The organism is Bacillus sp. PK6-025 (assembly GCF_056530265.1).
On record NZ_CP096509.1, the window covers coordinates 3,974,904 to 3,993,688 of the forward strand.

The window sequence follows — 18,785 nt, forward strand, 5'->3', positions numbered from 1 at the left end:
AAACCTCCCTGAAAAAAAGCGCAGAATACCATCCTGCGCCAAACTGTTTTATTTGATTAAATCGCTGACGAATTTCGGAAGGACGAATGCCGCTTTATGAATTTCTTTTGTATAGTATTTCGTCTCAATATCGAAGAAGCGACTGTCCTCCACTTCAAGAGGATCGTATTTTTTCGAACCGATCGTAAACGTCCACAATCCGCTTGGATATGTCGGAATGTTGGCCAAATACAGCTTTGTAATCGGAAAGATCTCTTTTACATCGCGCTGAACGTTAGTGATCAGTTCAGGTGTAAACCAAGGGTTGTCCGTCTGAGCAACAAAAATGCCGTCTTCCTTTAGCGCATTTGCTATGCCGGCGTAAAAGCCTTTTGTAAACAAGTTGACAGCCGGCCCTACAGGCTCGGTTGAATCGACCATGATGACATCGTACTCATTTTCAGATTCTGCAATGTGCATAAAGCCGTCATCGACCTTTACTTCGACGCGCGGATCGTCAAGTTTGCCTGCAATGGAAGGCAAAAATTTCTTAGAGTATTCGATCACCTTGCCGTCGATATCGACAAGCGTCGCTTTTTTGACGCTCGGATGCTTCAAAATTTCACGGATGACGCCGCCGTCTCCGCCGCCGACCACAAGTACATGCTCAGGGTTCGGATGCGTAAACAGGGGCACATGCGCCACCATTTCGTGGTAGACAAATTCATCTTTTTCAGATGTCATGACCATGCCGTCAAGAAACAGCATGTTGCCGAATTCTTCCGTCTCGGCCATTTCGAGCTTTTGAAAGTCCGTCTGCTCTGTATGTAAAGTCTTGTTGATTTTCATCGTAATGCCGAAGTTTTTCGTTTGCTTCTCTGTGTACCAAAGTCCGCTCAAAGCGTCATCTTCCTTTCGTGATAAGCTGTATTTCCATCTATTTTTCTCGCCTGCGGCGACGATTATTCTGCACTGAAGCATCGGCTTTTGCCTAAGGAAAAAGTATAGAGGAATTGCAGGTGATTGTAAAGACGGATCGATTTATTTTCAGGAGTCATTCCATTCCCGACGGCCGTTTTGGGCTGAGCTTGCCACAGATGTACATAAGCTTATTCTGCAGCGGCGACTGCCAAAACTGAGGATTCCTCCGGTTGCTCTGTTAATCGCCTCCTAGAGGGTCTGCGGTTTTTTCCTTCCCGCTTGTTTAAACCCTCCTCTTTTTCCTCATAATGATAAGAACATTTATTTATCCGGGAGGAGATTTGAACATGGACATGATGACGGACAAGCGGGTCCGTTTAACTATCAAGACGATACGCGCATTTTTGTTCATGGGAGCATTGATGCTGATCTTCCTTTCAATCGTTGTCATGACGGTGGTCCTGGCAGCCAAATGGCAAGGCGCTCCTTCGATTCAGGTGCCGAGGTCTACCGTGCTGTATGACGGAAGCGGAAAGCAGATGGGAGAGACGCATTACGGGCAAAAGCGGTACTGGGTTTCGCTGAAAAGCATCAATCCCGCCGTCATCGATGCCACACTTGCCGTTGAAGACCGGAACTTCTTCCGGCACCATGGCTTCGACTATATGAGGATGGGCGGCGCCCTCATCGCCGATCTAAAGGCGATGTCCAAAGTTCAGGGAGCCAGCACCATTACACAGCAATATGCGAGAAACCTCTACCTCGGCCACGATAAAACATGGAAAAGAAAGTGGAATGAAGCTTTTTATACGATACGGCTCGAACAAAACTACACAAAGAAAGATATTTTGGAAGGCTATTTAAATACGATTTATTACGGGCATGGAGCCTACGGAATCGAAGCTGCTTCCCGGATGTATTTTGGCAAACGGGCCAAGGATATCAATGCGGCGGAAGCTGCGATGCTTGCCGGCATTCCAAAGGGTCCTTCCGTTTATTCGCCTTTTGTTAATGAAAAAAAGGCGAAAGAACGCCAGGAAATAATCCTGACAATGATGGAGAAAGAAAACAAGCTCACGAAAAAGCAGGCGGCAGAACTGAAAAAACTGCCGCTCCGCTTTGAAAAACAGGATAAGCAAACAACCGCTAAAACCGCTCCGTACTTTTATGACGAAGCGGTTAAAGAAATCGCGCGCTTGCTGCATTTGACACCGGAGCAAGCAGAAACCGGCGGCTACAACGTATTCACCACGCTCAACCCGCGTCTCCAAAAAATTGCCGAGGACACGATCGAACGCACGATTGATTCGTCATCTGACATTCAGGCAGGGTTTGCAGCGATCAATCCGTCCGACGGCAGCGTTCTCGCGCTTGTCGGAGGACGCGACTACGAAAAAAGCCCGTTTAACCGCGTAACCCAGGCTATGCGGCAGCCCGGCTCCACTATGAAGCCTTTCCTTTATTATTCGGCTGTTCAAAACGGTTTTACGCCGGCCACCCGGATGAGGAGCGCAGAAACGACATTTGAGCTCGGGCAAGGCAGCGCTTATTCGCCGAGCAACTATCACGGCTATTACGCAGACGGCCCGATCACTCTTCTTCAGGCCCTGGCTTTGTCCGATAACATTTACGCCGTGAAAACGCACCTTTTCCTCGGCATGGACAAACTGATTGATGCTGCAAAACAATTCGGCATCACGAGCCCGCTGCAAAAAGTGCCGTCGCTTGCGCTCGGAACATCCCCCGTGAAGCCGATTGAAATGGTAAACGGATACGCCATGTTTGCCAATGGCGGAAAAAAAATCGAACCTTCCTTTATTACGAAAATTACCGATTCGAACGGGGAGGTTCTTTACGAAAAACCGAAGCGAAGCAAACAAATCCTTGACCCAAGAGCGGCTTTTATCACGGCAAACATGATGAGCGGAATGTTCGACAAATCACTCAACGGCTATACAACTGTTACCGGGCGGACGATCGCAGATCAGCTGACGCGCCCATACGCCGGAAAATCGGGAACGACCAGCACCGACAGCTGGATGATCGGCTTTTATCCCGGCCTTGCTTCAGGCGTGTGGACGGGATATGACAAAGAGCGGACAATCGATGCCGTCGCAGAGAAAAACTATGCCAAACAAATTTGGGCCAAATTTATGGAAAAAGCGCTTGAAAACGCGCCCGCCGCAGCTTTAAAGCCGCCTGAAGGCGTGAAAGGGATGTATATTGACCCTGCTACAGGCTATGCGGCGGCGCCCAGCTGTCCGTCCAAATATTTCGCTTATTTTATCGAAGGTACTGAACCCGAGCAGGTTTGCTACGGAAAAGAAATCTATAAGGATCAAAAAGCCGGGCGCGAAAAACCCGCCGCTCCCCACAAGCGGAAAAAGTGGTGGGAAAAATGGTTTAAAAAAGAAGAATAAACTTTTTTGGGCGGGATAGACGAACCCCCCGGACTTCACGGCGGTCCGGGGGGTTTTTTTCCTATTGCTGAAGCAATCCCTTTTTCAGCTCGTCTGATGAACGGTCCCAAAGCCCTTGATCATGATTTTTCAGAAAATCGGCCAGAACGCGCTTGGAACTTTCATCCATGTGCTCGACGATAATCTTCCGCTTCATCGACTTATCCATTAAATTCACGTGCTCCGGAAGCGATTTGTAGCCGCGGCGGATGCTTCTGTCCACAGTCATTTCGCAAGCCGTCACCCCCGCATAATAAGGGCCTTCTTCCCTGCGGTCGATCGTAACCCACACAAGCCAGTAAGGTTTTCCGTTCGGCACCTCTTCCTTGTTCGGCAAAAATTTGATTCCTTTTTCAACCGTGCTGCGGGCGTGCATGGCGCCGATATCAACAAACGCTTCTTTCTCTTCGACATCGACAAAGACAGGCGAGATGTTGTCAAGGCTTAAAGCCCCTGCACCAAATCCCCCGTGTCCGTCCGTCGGATCGCTTTTAATAATATTGAATCCGATTGTTTTTTTCTTTTTTCCTTGTTCCATCAAAAATACCTCCTACATCAGCGGCCGGAAAACGCTGTTAAATATCGAGATGATATATTCCCGCCCTTCATTCAAAAACGGCCAGAATACATATTGGCCAAGCGGCGTAATGACGATGATCAGAAACACGATCGAGCCGTACGCTTCATATTTCGACAGCTTCGCCCGCACATCGGGGGCGACCACATCCTGTATAACCCGAAAACCGTCAAGGGGCGGGAACGGCATTAAATTAAACAGAAATAAAAGCAGGTTGAGATTCACCCAAATCGTAAAAAATTGAAGCAAGCCGCTGTAAAAACCGGAAGGCAGCGTCCCGGACAGCTTCACGGACAAAAGCAGCAATATAAAACCGATGAAAGCAAGGATCAGGTTGCTGATCGGTCCTGCGATTGACACGAGAAATCCGGCCAGCCTCGGATTTTTAAAATAAAAGCGGTTAACGGGCACCGGCTTTGCCCATCCGAATCCCAAAATAAAGATCAAAATCGTTCCAAACGGATCAAGATGCTTGAGCGGGTTGAGCGTCAGCCTGCCCTGCCGTTTGGCCGTCTCATCACCGAATTTGTATGCCACATATGCATGGGCGACCTCATGCACGGTGAATGCGGCAGCAAGTGTCAAAACAACATACGGAATCATTTCCAGCGGATAAATAAGAAAACGGTCTAAAATGTGGCTTTCCCTCTTTCTCATATACAAAGATTTACTATCTCCAGTATACTATAAGAGCAGCTGATGCTAAAGTAAGCAGCCATTTTTTAAAAGGAGGAGGAGAACATATGCCGTACGTAACGGTTCAAATGCTGGAAGGCCGCACAGATGATCAAAAAAGAAATCTGGTGAAAAAAGTGACCGAAGCCGTCTCCGAAACAACAGGCGCACCTGCAGAAAAAATCGCGGTCATCATTGAGGAATTGAAAAAGGAAAACTACGGTGTCGCCGGCAAACGAATGAGCGATATGTAATAAAAACGGCGTCTGCCGCTTACATGCGGGACGCCGTTTTTATTATTTATACCAAGCTTTATTTCTTGTGATCTGGCTATTGTGAGCCGAATCCCAGACATCGACCGTGTAGGCGTAGTCGTAGTTCATAATGCAGCGGATTCCGCTTCCTTGCGCATCGTGGTTCAAGCCGAAGTTATGGGAAAATTCGTGGGTCGCCGCTTTTGCCGTGTTGGCCGTTCCCTGGTCGAGGTTTACGCTGAAGGCGCTGCCGTTCGGCTTGCTGTTGTATACGTATGCGATGCCGCCGGCGTCAAAATTGCTGTTCGCCGTAAATCCGACGACAAATTTATAGCTGCGCCCGCTGAAATTGCTCTGAAGGTTTGATAGAATTTGAGAGCTGTTGCTGCCTGAAGAAGTCCAAGGCGCCACGGCTTCGACGACAAAATCAATATCGTGGTCCCTGTTGAACATGACATCCGCCTGCTCAATAATTTGGACGATTCTCGTCTGCCAATCGCTGTATTTCGCGCGATACTGAGCGTCAGCCACGGCCAGGACGCTCACTTTCTGACTGCCCGTGCCTGCCTGGGTTGAAAATGTCCCTTTGCTCGTATTCTTTTTAAACGTTTTTGTTCCCGTCACATTTCCTTTCTCATCCAATATTTTCGTATTGACCGTTCTTTCTATTTGAACTTTTCCTTTCAAGTCTTTAAAGTCTTTCGCCTTAGGCAAAGAATCGATATGAGTTCCTTTTACTTCATGGCCGTGTTCATGATCGTGCCCTTCAACCTTGGCGGCGCCTGCCGTCAAACCGGGGATGAGACTGACGGAAAGTAATAGAGATAAGAATATAGAACGCTTTTTCACTGCTAATTCCCTCCTTTTTTTGAACGAATGAAAGATTCTGCTAGTTATCTAAAAATTCCTTCAATTCATCCAAAAAGAGGAAATATTACACGCGTTCTGTTTACTGCTCCTTTCTATTTCCCCACAAAAATTCCAAAATGTTTACAATAAAACAAAACAAAAAACCTACCGTTTTCCGGCAGGCTTATGAACAAAGGTCTCTGAGCTTTTTTATGTAAGCGACGGCTTCATCGAATTCTTCGTCCGTATACCGCTGCTTGCTTTTTACGGTAAACACTTTTTCTCTGATCTCTTCCTGCTCCAGTCCTTCAAAATACAGAATCGTCGACACCAGTTCCAAAAAGCGCGATGACTGGCCGTTCACGTCGTCTATATAGGCTTTAATATCCCGCATATCAAGCTCACACTGGCTCAAAAACTGCGTTCCCGCTTCAGTGGGCGAATAGCGGTATTGATAATAGCCGCCTTTTTTTTCTTTGACTTCATGAAGAAATCCGAGATTGCAAAGTTCTTCGACTTGAAGCGTCAGCTCCTCTGAATAGGGCCCGTAAAAATGAAAATCATATTTTTCATAAAAGGGAAGCTCCAATTTCTTTGCGATATAAATGATTTTCTGCAGCTTTTTCCGCCCGACAATCTCCCCCGAATCCGAGAAGACCTTCATCAGCTTTGCATGTTCTTTTAACAAATCTCCGCCATCTCCTTCATCCTTTTCTTTCTATATCAGTCCGAGCAATTCTTTCATTCTTTTCGCATGACGGCCGTCAGGCAATCCTTCGATTAAATCGAGCGGGAAATACAGCTTATGGTCCGTTCTCCGCTTGCCTGATATCGCATCGACAATATCGGACTGCCGCGACAGCTCCTTAATCTGGCCGTTGTGCGTCAGCAATTGAATCGGGAGGCGCTCCTCTTCTTCCCCCGGTCTGTAGAAATCATAAGGAAGGTCTGAGGACGAATCCACCACAAGATAATAATCGGGATCAATCCCTGATTCTTTAAACAAGGCGGTCAGTTCAAAGTAAGTCGCCATTTCCTCATTCGGATTGAATTCCGCATACTGGAACAGCCTGCGGTTGATAAAACGGCGGCATAAATCAGACAAAACTTCATCCTCTTCTTTTTCCCAGGCCTGAAAATAATAAAGAATGATTGCTTCATCAAGACTCAAATAATCTTCCAATGTGACATTGCCTTCAAAAATAGAATAAAAATGCACAGGCGCATGCGTGAAAACATAGCCTTCCTCATGAAGCTGCTTTGCACGGTGAAGAATCTTCGTCAAAATCACTTCCGCGCTTCTTGTCACAGGATGGAAATAGACCTGCCAGTACATCTGGTACCGGCTCATAATATAATCCTCAACGGCATGCATTCCGCTTTGCTTAATCACGATTTGGTCTTCGCGCGGCCGCATCACGCGGAGGATCCGCTCCATATCGAAATGGCCGTAGCTGACGCCGGTATAATAGGCGTCTCTCTGAAGATAGTCCATGCGGTCAGCGTCAATCTGGCTTGAGATCAGGCTGACGACCTGCTTGTTCTGATAGGTTTTCGCGATGACCTCAGCGACATCCTTTGCAAACGTCGGGCTCACCTTGTTTAACACCTGGTTAACTTCTGTATCGCCTAAAATGATCGCTCTCGTAAAATCTTCATGATCAAGCCGGAAGACCTTTTCAAACGAATGGGAAAACGGGCCGTGCCCCAAATCGTGCAGCAATGCGGCGCAAAGGCACAGATCACGCTCGCTGTCATCCCATTCCTCCCTGCCTTTAAAAACGTCATCAACCATTCTTCTGACAATTTCATAGACGCCGAGAGAATGGTTGAAACGGCTGTGTTCGGCTCCGTGAAACGTCAAATAGGTCGTTCCAAGCTGTTTGATTCTGCGCAGTCTCTGAAATTCACGGGTTCCGATCAAGTCCCATATCAGCTTGTCCCGTACATGGACATAGCGGTGAACAGGATCTTTAAACACTTTTTCTTCTGATAATTTTCCGTTTGGATACGCCATTTTTGTCCCTCTTTTTTTCAAACGTGAGGCAAACTGATCGCTGCCCATCCGTCTCTTTTTCTTCGGAGAACTAAATGTATATTGTAAGTATTGCCCGATCTGCTTGTTTTCTTTTAGGTCTGTTTCTATTATATCGAGTCTGCTTTTTTGAAAACATCCTTGAATTTACCCGGCTATTTGTTCCAGACTGCAAAAAAGCCGGCAAACAAGCAAAAACGCCTGACCCGTTAGGGAGGCGGTTATTTTTTGAGTTTCTTTTTCACTTTTTCGATCAGCTCGTCTTCATCAGGAGCTGACAGCGGACGATTATTGACAAACGCGAACGATTTTTTTCGTCCCGGCCCGCAGTAAGACTGGCAGCCGATTTCCACTTTTGCATCCGGATCGATTTCTTTCAGACGGGGCAAAAGCGTCTTTAAATTAGTGGCCTGACAATCGTCGCATACTCGAAATTCATTAGCCATTTCATACGCTTCCTTTCGTTTTGTTCATCTGTCTTTATGAAAGGCATTCAACCGTGCCGAACTTTGATAAAAAATGACACCATCCTTCATTTTACAAGGATTCTTTCATTCCTGCAAGGATCGCGCTAAAAAAATCAGTTCCTATTCTTTTAGCAAACTTGTATAAATATTTTCCAAAATGGACAATCTAATACCAATACTGACAATGGGAGTTGAGAAGTGATGAAACAAAGACAAGACGCTTGGTCTGAAGAGAATGATTTACTGCTTGCTGAAACGGTATTGCGGCATGTCAGAGAAGGCAGCACACAGCTGAACGCCTTCGAGGAAGTCGGAGACAGACTGAACAGGACATCAGCCGCCTGCGGTTTTAGATGGAACGCGGTTGTCCGCCACCAATACGAAAAAGCATTGCAGCTGGCTAAAAAACAAAGGAAGCAAAGAATGCGCGCCCTTGGAAACGGCCAGCCGGCGAAAAAACGCTTATTATACAAGCCGCCTGTCGAAACAGAGGCTGAACCGCCTGCAGAAAGCGTCATTGAGCAGCAGAAAGCAACCGCCGATTCAAGCGAACAGCAGCCGATCGCCAGCGAGCATCTGCCTTATGTTGATGAGAGCTTTAAAGAAGAGTTAGCTAGTTTATCGCACCTTCTATCGCCAAACCAGCCGCAGGCAGGCCATTCAGCCGATTCATCGAAAGACATGACGATCGATGATGTGATCCGCTTCCTGCAAAACTACACAGGAAACGAAGCACAGACTGCCGCTTTAAAAATGGAAAATGACCGCTTAAAACAGGAAAATGAAGAGCTGACGAAAAAAGTTGAAAAGCTTGAAGCTGAAGTCAAAAAGCTGGAAAAAGACCAGTCGACCATCCAGGAAGACTACGAAACGCTCGTAAAAATTATGAACCGTGCAAGAAAACTAGTTTTATTCGAAGAAGACGAACACGCTGCGCCCGCCTTCAAAATGGACCGGAACGGCAATTTAGAAAAAATGGCTGAATAGCGCTTTCAGAGGGTGCGGCAAAGAGACAGAACTGAAACATAAAAATTTGCCGATACGCTGATACCCCTTTCTTGAAAAAAGGGGGTATTTTTTACCTCTGCGGCTTGCTTTCATATGACAAAAATTTCATAATAGGGATAGCAATTTATAAGGCGGGGTATTCGATGAAGTTTGTTTTATATGCGGTTCAGTTAGGCACGGCAGCCCTTTTGTTTTTGTTTTCTGCATTGGCAAGCTGGTATCAAGGCAGCGAGCTTTTAAAGGTGCCGTGGGAGTGGAAATATACAGCCAAGTTTACAAAACTGCTCTATGGAGAGGACTCCATAAAATACGCACACGATATTTCCCAGCTTGATTTTTTCGTCTACGCGGCCAAGCATACGCCGGCAACCGTAATTTTAATGGCCGTCAGTTTGGCGTATATCATCGCTTTGGCGGCTTATCTTCTCATCAAAACATATGTAAAACGAAAAAGCGCTTTGAGCGCAGCATAAAAAAACCGCTTCGGAAGCGGTGAAGTGTGACAAAATCCTGAAACGTTCAACCGTTTTAGGATTTTGCCGTCTATGAAGCATTTTCTCAATCCGCTAGAGGCAGCCGCGGTTTTTCGCCGCTTTAAGCATGCCTGGCAACGAATATAACGGGAGCGCAGAGGCTCTTCTTCTATCCAAAAACTTTTTCATTCCGCTCAATCATACGGACGAGGTTTTTTTCATAGGCTTCTTCTTCTGCGGGCGTGAGGGGGCCTTGATAAATCTCCCCGCCCAGCTCTTTCAGCTGTGTCAGAAGCAAGAGCATTAAGTCCTGCACCGAGATGTCTTCATTGAGAAGCTCAGAGAGCGAAGCCATCGTTTCCGGGCGAATATCGGGATAAACGGCTTTTGTTTTCCCGCGCATGTCTTTCAATGCGGTGTCGTAGAAACGTTTGATCAGCTCAGCGCGACCGCTTCCGCTTTGATCAGCGCATAAATAAATTTGAACAGCCACTCCGCCTCTCAGCCGCCTCTGGGAAATTCCCGCAAACTTCCTTCCCCCGATGCTCAAATCAAAGCTCCCCGGACAGTAAGAGCCTTTGATTTCATAGGCTTCGATTGCTGCGTCATAGGATGACAGCATTCGCTTAACGAGCTCAAACATCGCTTCATAGCCCCGGTCGATATCAATTCCGTTTTTCTTATCCTGAAAAATCAGCGAAACGTTTAAAACCCCGCTGTCCAAAACGACGGCCAGTCCGCCGGAATTGCGAACGATGACTTGATAGCCCGCTTCTTCAAGCAATGAAATCCCGTCTTGTAAATAAGGAAGCCTTGTATCCTGAATTCCGAGCACGATCGTGTCATGGTGCACCCAGGAACGCGCCGTCGCCGGAGACAAACCCTTTCCGACAGAAGCGCACAGCGTATCATCTATCGCAAATGATTGTTTTGCATCAAAATATGGGCCGAGGCTGGATTGGTCAATAATTCTCCATTTCGGCTGGATGAGTAGATCAATCGGTTGCTTTGCCATATATATTGTAAACCCTTTCGTTATGCATTTCAGCCAACATCTATTATACCATTTACGAAAACATGATGTGGGATTTTTCTTATCTCCGGCGCTTCTCCTTCATTCATGTGACGCTTAAAGACGGTTCTCCGAATTCGAGCGGCAGCCCGACGTAATTTTCGGCAAGACTTTGAGCGGCCGCTGTTGAGGTTGTGACATGGTCAAGCTCAGCCAATTGAATTTGGTAGTCAAATGGCGTGTAGCCGTGATGACGGTGCAGCAGGGATGTCATATACCAGGAAAAGCGCTCCGCTTTCCAGACGCGACGGAGGCAAGCCTCAGAATAGCGGTCCAGCCGCTCGGTTTTGCCGGCTTCGTAATAGTCTTCGAGCGCCCACGCAAGCCGTTGGACATCCGCCATCGCAAGATTCAGGCCTTTCGCACCGGTCGGCGGTACAATATGCGCGGCATCCCCCGCTAAATACAGTCTGCCGTATTGCATTGGATCGCATATAAAGCTTCTCATCGAGACAATGTTCTTTTGAATCACAGGGCCTTCAGTCAGCTTCCATCCGTCATCGGCCGACAGCCTTAAATGAAGCTTCTCCCATATCCTTTCGTCCGGCCAGTTCCCGATTGAATCTGAAGGGCTGACTTGCAGGTAAAGCCGCTGGATTTCCGGAGTCCTCGTGCTGACGAGGGCAAACCCGTCCTCATGATGGGCATACACAAGTTCAGACGAGGACGGAGGGGCTTCAGCCAATATGCCGAGCCATCCGTATGGGTACACCTTTTCGTACTCTTTGCGGATCTCCCTCGGAATGCTTTGTCTGCTCGGCCCATGAAATCCGTCGCACCCCGCAATGAAATCGCAGGTCAGTTCTTCTGTATCGCCGTTTTCAGTCTGATAAGTGATGACGGGCGCTTCTGTATCAATATTTGACAGGCGGACGCCAGACACATTGAAAACGATGCGCCCTCCCGATTGCAGACGGACGTCGATTAAATCTTTGATCACTTCATGCTGGGGATAGATGGCAATGTACTTTCCTCCCGTCAGCTTGTGCATATCAATTCTGTGCCGCTTGCCGCCAAAGCGGATCTCAATCCCTTGATGAAACATGGCTGTTTTCATCATCCGTTCACCGGCGCCTGTTTCATTTAGCAAATCTACCGTCATCTGTTCAAGAACGCCTGCACGGATGGTTTCTTCAATCTCCTTTCGCGAGCGGGATTCGATCACGACCGCTTCGATTCCCCGGCGTTGGAGCAGGTTTGCGAGCATAAGCCCGGCAGGCCCCGCTCCGATAATTCCCACTTGTGTCCGCAAAATGGTTTCCTCCCTTTATCCATGTTTTGATGTGGCTTCTAACGTAAACTCGGCGCTTTCCGATTTAGAGACAAAATCAAATGAAGCATGCTTCTCTTGGACGAGCATGATGCCAAGCGCAGCAAAAACACTCGGGATCGCGAACACCATGAAAGCCTGCTTCGGCTCCATCCCAGCAGCAAGAATCAATGCAAACAGCGAAGGAGCAATGATCGCTCCGAGTCTGCCGACCCCGAGCGCCCAGCCGATTCCGGTCGCTCTGATTTCTTTCGGATAATATTCTGAAATATAAGGATTGGCGATATTTTGCGCTCCGACAGTGCATGCTCCGCCTAAAGCAATCAGCAAGTACAGAAGAACGGCGTTCATCGTCATTCCAAACGCTGCAAAACAAAAGGCCCCGATGACATACATCGCCGCAAGCACTTTTTTATGGCCGGCCTTATCTGCCAAATATCCGCCGAGTACCGCTCCTGCGGCTTGTCCGCTGCACAGCGCCAGATTAAATGACAAGCTTGACGACAGCCCGTAACCTGACTCCTGCATCATTTTCGGAAGCCATGTATTTAAGCCGTAGACCATGAGAAGGCAGCTGAAAACGGAAAGCCAGAATGCGAATGTGCTCGCTGCACGTTTTTGTTCGAACAGTTTTTTAACTGGAAAGCCCTTCTTTTCTTTCGCAATCACCGAAATTTGATAATTGTCGTCTTCCCTGTACCGTCCCGCCGGATGCACCTGATTGAGAATCTCAGCCAACGCTTTCGTCTTCTTCTTCAAAACGTAAAATGACAGAGATTCGGGGAACCGGCTGAAAAAAAACGGGAGCACAAAGAGCGGCACGGCTCCGATCAGATACAGCACTCTCCAGCTTGTCCCGGGCACGGCGAACATGCCGACGAGAGACGCCAGCACACCGCCTGCGGAATAGCCGCAATACATGGCGGCTACGATCACCGCTCTGTTTTTTTTCGGCGAATATTCGGTCATCAGCGAAATCGCATTTGGCATCAACCCGCCCATTCCAAGAGCAGCAAGAAACCGCATGATCGTAAACAAAAGCGGAGAATCGATCAGCCCGGCCAATGCCGTAAACAGGCTGAACAGAAAAATACAGAAGCCTAACACCTTTTTGCGGCCGTATTGATCTGCGAGCGGTGAAAAAATAAGTGCGCCGAGCATCATACCGATCAATGTATAGCTGCCGATCGCTCCGGCTTGAATGGCGGTAAGGCTCCATTCCTCCATCAGCCACGGCAAGCTGACGCCGTACATCGCAATATCATAACCGTCAAAGGCGATGGCGAAAAAACACCATAGGAAAACAGTCAGATGCACTTTGTTGAATTTGCTGGCCGCCATGATTTCTGCTGGATGAACTGAACGATTTTTCATGTTTCCCTCCACGATTCTAATCGTATTATGAAAACAGCTTAACGTACGGTGTCTTTTTCATTGAAAGCGTGCGTGCGAGCTTTTTGCCCCGCAGGTTCGAATGCCATGACGACATTGGAGCTCCCGGAAGACTGGCCGTATCCGTAAAACGTGCTTTTACATCCGTCTTCAAGCACGCCCAAAAGCATTGCAATGTGACGGCCGCCAGCTTCAAGTCCGGCATTTTTAGCATATTGAGGCAGCATCTGCTGAGCAGATATAAGATCGTTGTCTGTTAAATAGGTTAAAAATTGAGCATCGAGGGCCTGTTCGGCCAAAGTCGGCATGCATTCGGGCCCTCTCACCAAATGGTGGCTGAGTGCCCCGCTGCTGATGAACACGATTTTCTTTCTGCTTTCCTTCAGTACTCTTCCGGCAATCCGGCCCCACAAATACGTTTCTTCCAGGTTCGCCGCCAATGTAACCGATAAATCGATGACCGGAATATCCCCTTTTGGAACGAGATAGCGCAGCGGAACAACCGTCCCGTAGTCCCAGCAGTAGGCGGGATCGTTGATAGGAATGACGGAAAGCCCCTCTTTTGCGCCGGCTTCGGCCAACTGCAGCGCCAATTCCGTGTCCCCGGGGTAAGAATACGGAACATCGGAAATTAAATTCGGGCACTCCAAAGCTGTTAAAACGCCTTGATGATCGGGAGCCGCATCGATCAGATGATCGAAGCTTGACGTCCAGTGACAGGAAATCAAGACAACGGCATCAGGCTGAATTCTTTCGATGATCCCGGAGAGCCGCTTCATCCCTTTGACCAGCTCTTTTTGAAAGTCAGGGGTTTTATCTTCAAAGCACATCCTCGGTGTATGCGGAACAAGCGCCGCCAATTCGATTGACATGTAGATTCCTCCCGTCGCCTTCTTTAAGGTCTTAATTTTGAAACCGGTGTTCCGCCTATGCCCCAGTGGCTTTTAGGAATTTCGGTGACAAGAACACGGACGTTTTCCCTCGGAGCATCAAGGGTGGCGCTCAACGTTTCCGTCACTTTTTGAATGACTTCCTCGACCTTTTCAGGCGGCCGGCCTTCTAATAATTGAATATGAACGATCGGCATATGATCACCTCAGGTTATGATTGGACTGAAAATGATACATCTCCCAGTCCTTCTACTTGTGCTGAAACGCGGTCGCCCGGCTGCAGCATGACAGCTCCCGTTACACCGCCCGTTAAAATGATGCTTCCGGCCGCAAGCTTTTGTTTCTTCCTGGAGAGCATATTGGCGAGCATGGCCGCCGAATTTGCGGGATGTCCGACAACTGCTGCACCAGTGCCCTGCTCTTTGACCTCGCCGTTTATCACTAAAGAGACTTTTGCTTCATCAAGCTTGAAATGGTCCGGCATCTTCACTTTTTCACCTAACACCACCCTTGAAGATGACGCATTGTCCGCAATGACATCAGGCAGGGTAAATGAGAAGTTTTCATAACGGCTGTCAATCACTTCAAGAACGGGAATCAATTCAGCAACGGCTTCAAGGACCTTCTCCTTTGTAACACCCGGCCCTTCAATATCCTTTCCAAGCACAAAAGCAATCTCGGCTTCAACCTTCGGGTGAATCAGCTCGTTCATCCGGATGCTTCCGCCGTTTGGTACGATCATATCTTCAAAAATATAACCGTAGATCGGCTCCTCGACGTTCATCTGCTCCATTTTCGCCCGGCTTGTCAGGCCCATTTTCGGACCGATAATGCCGTTGCCATCCCATAATTTCAGTTGAATCAGTTCTTCTTGAATCGCATACGCCTCTTCGACGGTCAGCTCCGGGTAGTCCTTTGTGATTCTTTCAACCTCGCGCTTCTCTGTTTCAGCAAGATACAAGAGGCGCGCCGTATCCTTCAATGCTGTGGCATTCATCCGTTTTCCTCCTTTTACAGCTTGATGCAAATATTGGTTAATTCGCTGAAGAATTCGAGGCTGTGAATGCCTCCTTCTCGTCCGAGCCCGCTCTGTTTCATGCCGCCAAACGGTGTCCGAAGATCGCGGAGAAACCAGCTGTTGACCCATACCATGCCCGATTCGATTTGCCCGGCTACGCGGTGCGCCCGGCGGAGGTCGTTCGTCCATACGGTCGCGCTTAATCCGTAATGTGTATCATTAGCCTGTGCAATAACTTCCTCCTCTTCGTCGAACGGAATCACCGTCACGACCGGCCCGAAGATTTCTTCTTTGATGAGCCTGGAATTGCGGGAAAGTCCGGTGATAATCGTCGGTTCAAGAAAGCAGCCGGATTCCTGTCCTTCAGGGCGTTTTCCTCCGGTTAAAATAACGCCGCCTTCCCGTTTGGCCAATTCGATGTAGTTCATCACACGCTCGGTGTGTTCAGAAGAAATTAAGGCGCCGATATTCGTATCCGGATCAAAAGGATCGCCGACTTTGAGCTCTTTCGTTTTCTCAACGAACTTGTTCAGAAATTCGTCATACGCTTCCCGCTCGACATAGATGCGGGAGCCGCTCATACATACTTCGCCCTGGTTGACGAAACTCGATTTCAATGAGATGCTGACGGCTTCCTCCATGTCGGCATCGGCAAAAATAATATTCGGGTTCTTTCCTCCCAATTCAAAGGAAAGTTTCTTTAATGTTTTCGAAGCAGCTTCCATAATGATTTTGCCGGTTGTCGTTTCTCCCGTGAAAGATATCGCATCAACATCGGGATGCTCAGAAAGCGCAGCGCCGGCGGAATCAGGCCCAAACCCGTGGACGATGTTGACGACTCCGTCAGGCATTCCTGCATCATGGCAGATTTCCCCGAGGAGCGTGGCTGTCAGCGGCGTCAGTTCAGCCGGTTTGATGACGGCTGTATTTCCCGCCGCCAGACAAGGCGCCAATTTCCACGTCAGCAAAAGCAGCGGCAAGTTCCACGGATTGATCAGCCCGACGACGCCGACCGGACGGCGGATCGCATAATTGATTGCAAGATCGTCAGTTTGATAAGCTTCTGTTCCGGCTCCTCTCATAAAATCCGCAAAAAAATGAAAGTTGAAAGCAGCCCGCGGAATATCTAAATTACTTGAGAGCGAAAGCGGCTTCCCCGTATCCAATGTCTCGAGCCTTGCCAGTTCGTCTTTACGCTCAAGTATGATGTCGCCGACCTTTCTGATGATCCGAATCCTTTCGTCAGCGGTCATGTTTTTCCAGCGTCCGTTTAAAGCACGCCTTGCGGCCGCGACTGCAAGATCGACCTCTTTTTTGCCTCCTTCCGCAACGCTCCCGATGATTTCCTGTGTAGCCGGATTGATATTGTCAAACGTACTGCCGTTCTCTGAAGGAAAGTACCTGCCGTTTATGTAGTGCTGACAGTCAAAAGGTTTTACGAGTTTTGCCGATGGGGTCTGAACATTCATATTCTACAAACATCCTCCTTTTCAAATCCTTTCCATTAAGTTAAATGATTTTAAACGACAAGAAAACAGCAATGTTCCTCTATGCGGAACAAATCAGACATTTTTTCCGAAAATTTGATATTTTCCGCTTTTTTATTTTTTAAATCATGTTATATTATGGAATAAAAGGCAACGAAAACAAGGGAGAGAGTTGAGGAACCTATGACTGTTGAGACAAAGGACCACCAGCTGCTCGGTTCAGTAAAAAATGCACTTCGTCTGCTTCAATCGTTTACATTAGAGACACCGGAAAAGAAACTAACCGAACTCGCCTCATCGCTCGGCCTCGGAAAAAGCACAGTATCGCGCCTTTTGACTACATTGGAAAGCGAAGGGTTTGTCATGAAGGACCCGGAATCCAGAAGATACAAGCTCGGCTTATCGGTTCTGAAGTTAAACACCATTGTCAACTCCACTCTTGAAATCAACCGCGAATCCCAGCCGGTCCTCAAACGGCTGACAGAAGAGACCGGCGAAACGTCGCATATTGCGATGCGACGCGATCTAAGCGTCGTTTATCTCAATCGGACGGAATGCCCCCGCCCTGTCGAACTTCTCTCATATATCGGGCGGCAAAACCCGATGCATTGCACAAGCTCGGGCAAGGTGCTTCTCGCCTTTGACGAAGACGGCATATTGGATGAGTATGTGAAGGAAGGCTTGAAAAGCTGTACAAAACAAACGATTACAGACGAGGACAAATTGAGGGAGGCGCTGAAAACCGTTAAAGAAAACGGGTTTGACGTCAGTTGCGGGGAATTCATTGATGGTGTCACTTCCATCTCAGCTCCCGTCAGAAACCACGCGGGACGAGTGTTGTACGCCGTCAGTGTCGTAGGTCCGGCAGAACGCATAAAGGCCCGGCAGGCGAAAATCGTATACCAAGTGAAAAAAGCGGCCCGGGATATTTCCGAAAGAATCGGGTACTGGAAACGAATATAAAAATTGGGGGAATCGGCTTTGTATGATCTTCACACGCACTTTATACCGCACGATGTGCTGCTTTGGCTGGACGACAATGAAAAGAAGGTCCACGCCGTCCGCGAAAAAAAGGATGGCCGCCAAGCGGAGTTTTTGACGGTCAATCACAAATGGGGCTTTGAATTAAAAGAGCTGTTCTACCAGGAAGCTTTATATTTGGAAGCCCAGCAGGAAGCCGGCGTCTCACACTCATTGGTATCGCCGGTTCCCCAGCTTTTCCTTTACGATCTCGCCGAAGAAATCACAGACGAATTGTCCTTTGTATACAACAAAGCGCTTGCCGGATGGGTTAAAAAACACGACGGCCGCCTTTCAGGCCTCGGCACCGTCCCGCTGAACAGCCCTTTAAAGGCGAGCGAGCGCCTGAATGAAGCGATGAACAACGGCCTTAAAGGAGCGATTATCGGCCCCGGCGCTTCGCAAATGCTTCTCTCAGACGAAGCATTTACACCGTTTTGGGAAACGGCTGACAGAAGAAAAGCGATTATCTTTATCCATCCGCTCCTTTCTGAAGATCCGCGGCTTCGCCGCAGGATGCTGCCAAATTTGATCGGCGTTCCGTGGGAAACGACAATTTGCGCCGCTGATCTTTTGTTAAGCGGGTTTACAGACCGTTTTCGCAATGTGAAAATTCTGCTGGCGCACGGCGGCGGCTTTTTGCCCTATCAGATCGGAAGACTGGACAAAGGATATGACAAATGGGCCGGCGTTTCTTCATCGCTTTCGGCGCCGCCGCGCGAATATTTGCGGAAGTTTTGGTTTGACAGCGTGCTGTGGGAGAAAGAAAGTGCGGCATATTTAAAGAAGCTCATCGGAGAAGACCGCCTTGTTCCGGGTTCCGATTTTCCTTTTGACCTTTGTCAGTGGCCGCCTCTCGATCCCGGTCGGAAAGGGGCGGAATCTCTGCTGAATGTAGCGATTGAAGCATAAAAAAAGGCGAACCTCTTCAGGTTCACC

The 18,785-nt window shown here is 48.3% G+C and carries 20 protein-coding genes; 6 read left to right on the plus strand and 14 right to left on the minus strand.

Annotated features, from left to right (window positions below):
* Nucleotides 1-48 precede the first annotated feature (48 nt).
* Nucleotides 49-879 (minus strand): spermidine synthase, encoded by an 831-nt coding sequence (speE, locus tag M1D67_RS20375; protein ID WP_023857050.1) that lies wholly within the window; start codon nt 877-879, stop codon nt 49-51.
* Nucleotides 880-1,247: 368 nt separating this feature from the next.
* Here speE and M1D67_RS20380 point away from each other — a divergent pair, with 368 nt between their 5' ends.
* Entirely contained in the window at nt 1,248-3,320 is a 2,073-nt protein-coding gene (locus tag M1D67_RS20380; RefSeq protein WP_101561357.1) for a transglycosylase domain-containing protein, read from the plus strand.
* A 61-nt stretch (nt 3,321-3,381) separates the two neighbouring features.
* On the opposite strand, the gene M1D67_RS20385 is transcribed toward M1D67_RS20380, so the two are convergent.
* Both M1D67_RS20385 and M1D67_RS20390 read right to left on the minus strand, forming a co-directional pair.
* Complete coding sequence (locus M1D67_RS20385) at nt 3,382-3,897, minus strand: YwhD family protein (protein ID WP_020453305.1); 516 nt, start codon at nt 3,895-3,897, stop codon at nt 3,382-3,384.
* Between the two features lie 12 nt (nt 3,898-3,909).
* A complete protein-coding gene (locus M1D67_RS20390; RefSeq protein ID WP_035400430.1) occupies nt 3,910-4,593 on the minus strand; it encodes a site-2 protease family protein in 684 nt (227 codons plus the stop codon).
* Nucleotides 4,594-4,679: 86 nt separating this feature from the next.
* Between M1D67_RS20390 and M1D67_RS20395 the strand changes: the two genes are divergently transcribed.
* Nucleotides 4,680-4,865 (plus strand): 2-hydroxymuconate tautomerase, encoded by a 186-nt coding sequence (locus M1D67_RS20395; protein ID WP_025810627.1) that lies wholly within the window; start codon nt 4,680-4,682, stop codon nt 4,863-4,865.
* 42 nt (nt 4,866-4,907) lie between these two features.
* Here the strand turns inward: M1D67_RS20395 and M1D67_RS20400 are convergent, their stop codons facing one another.
* The 4 genes from M1D67_RS20400 to M1D67_RS20415 form a co-directional block, all read right to left on the minus strand.
* Nucleotides 4,908-5,714: a zinc-dependent metalloprotease gene (locus tag M1D67_RS20400; protein WP_479831476.1), complete on the minus strand. Its 807-nt coding sequence runs from the start codon at nt 5,712-5,714 to the stop codon at nt 4,908-4,910.
* Nucleotides 5,715-5,898: 184 nt separating this feature from the next.
* Nucleotides 5,899-6,402 carry a YwgA family protein gene (locus M1D67_RS20405; protein WP_023857045.1) on the minus strand — a complete coding sequence of 168 codons (504 nt, stop codon included), beginning with the start codon at nt 6,400-6,402 and terminating at the stop codon, nt 5,899-5,901.
* 30 nt (nt 6,403-6,432) lie between these two features.
* Nucleotides 6,433-7,731: an HD domain-containing protein gene (locus M1D67_RS20410; RefSeq protein WP_025810625.1), complete on the minus strand. Its 1,299-nt coding sequence runs from the start codon at nt 7,729-7,731 to the stop codon at nt 6,433-6,435.
* A gap of 239 nt (nt 7,732-7,970) precedes the next feature.
* Nucleotides 7,971-8,195: a YuzB family protein gene (locus tag M1D67_RS20415; protein ID WP_003186096.1), complete on the minus strand. Its 225-nt coding sequence runs from the start codon at nt 8,193-8,195 to the stop codon at nt 7,971-7,973.
* Between the two features lie 219 nt (nt 8,196-8,414).
* Between M1D67_RS20415 and M1D67_RS20420 the strand changes: the two genes are divergently transcribed.
* Together M1D67_RS20420 and M1D67_RS20425 are read left to right on the plus strand one after the other, a co-directional pair.
* A complete protein-coding gene (locus tag M1D67_RS20420) occupies nt 8,415-9,203 on the plus strand; it encodes an RsfA family transcriptional regulator (RefSeq protein ID WP_023857043.1) in 789 nt (262 codons plus the stop codon).
* Between the two features lie 164 nt (nt 9,204-9,367).
* On the plus strand, nt 9,368-9,697 hold the full coding sequence (locus tag M1D67_RS20425; protein WP_023857042.1) for a YjdJ family protein: 330 nt from the start codon (nt 9,368-9,370) through the stop codon (nt 9,695-9,697).
* 169 nt (nt 9,698-9,866) lie between these two features.
* Here the strand turns inward: M1D67_RS20425 and lipL are convergent, their stop codons facing one another.
* The 7 genes from lipL to M1D67_RS20460 form a co-directional block, all read right to left on the minus strand.
* A complete protein-coding gene (gene lipL / locus M1D67_RS20430; protein ID WP_026580256.1) occupies nt 9,867-10,712 on the minus strand; it encodes an octanoyl-[GcvH]:protein N-octanoyltransferase in 846 nt (281 codons plus the stop codon).
* A 103-nt stretch (nt 10,713-10,815) separates the two neighbouring features.
* Nucleotides 10,816-12,021, minus strand: coding sequence for a 4-hydroxybenzoate 3-monooxygenase (pobA, locus tag M1D67_RS20435; protein WP_025810621.1), 1,206 nt, complete (start codon nt 12,019-12,021; stop codon nt 10,816-10,818).
* Between the two features lie 15 nt (nt 12,022-12,036).
* Nucleotides 12,037-13,413, minus strand: coding sequence for an MFS transporter (locus tag M1D67_RS20440; RefSeq protein ID WP_023857039.1), 1,377 nt, complete (start codon nt 13,411-13,413; stop codon nt 12,037-12,039).
* Between the two features lie 38 nt (nt 13,414-13,451).
* The gene (locus M1D67_RS20445) at nt 13,452-14,303 is read right to left on the minus strand and encodes a DODA-type extradiol aromatic ring-opening family dioxygenase (protein WP_023857038.1); all 852 of its coding nucleotides are present in this window, start codon (nt 14,301-14,303) and stop codon (nt 13,452-13,454) included.
* A 23-nt stretch (nt 14,304-14,326) separates the two neighbouring features.
* Complete coding sequence (locus M1D67_RS20450; protein ID WP_020453317.1) at nt 14,327-14,518, minus strand: 4-oxalocrotonate tautomerase; 192 nt, start codon at nt 14,516-14,518, stop codon at nt 14,327-14,329.
* A gap of 14 nt (nt 14,519-14,532) precedes the next feature.
* A complete protein-coding gene (locus M1D67_RS20455; protein WP_023857037.1) occupies nt 14,533-15,318 on the minus strand; it encodes a 2-keto-4-pentenoate hydratase in 786 nt (261 codons plus the stop codon).
* A 14-nt stretch (nt 15,319-15,332) separates the two neighbouring features.
* A complete protein-coding gene (locus M1D67_RS20460) occupies nt 15,333-16,808 on the minus strand; it encodes an aldehyde dehydrogenase (RefSeq protein ID WP_025810619.1) in 1,476 nt (491 codons plus the stop codon).
* A gap of 201 nt (nt 16,809-17,009) precedes the next feature.
* Here M1D67_RS20460 and M1D67_RS20465 point away from each other — a divergent pair, with 201 nt between their 5' ends.
* Together M1D67_RS20465 and M1D67_RS20470 are read left to right on the plus strand one after the other, a co-directional pair.
* Complete coding sequence (locus M1D67_RS20465) at nt 17,010-17,789, plus strand: IclR family transcriptional regulator (protein ID WP_025810618.1); 780 nt, start codon at nt 17,010-17,012, stop codon at nt 17,787-17,789.
* An 18-nt stretch (nt 17,790-17,807) separates the two neighbouring features.
* On the plus strand, nt 17,808-18,758 hold the full coding sequence (locus tag M1D67_RS20470) for an amidohydrolase family protein (RefSeq protein WP_048350408.1): 951 nt from the start codon (nt 17,808-17,810) through the stop codon (nt 18,756-18,758).
* The last annotated feature ends 27 nt before the right edge of the window (nt 18,759-18,785 follow it).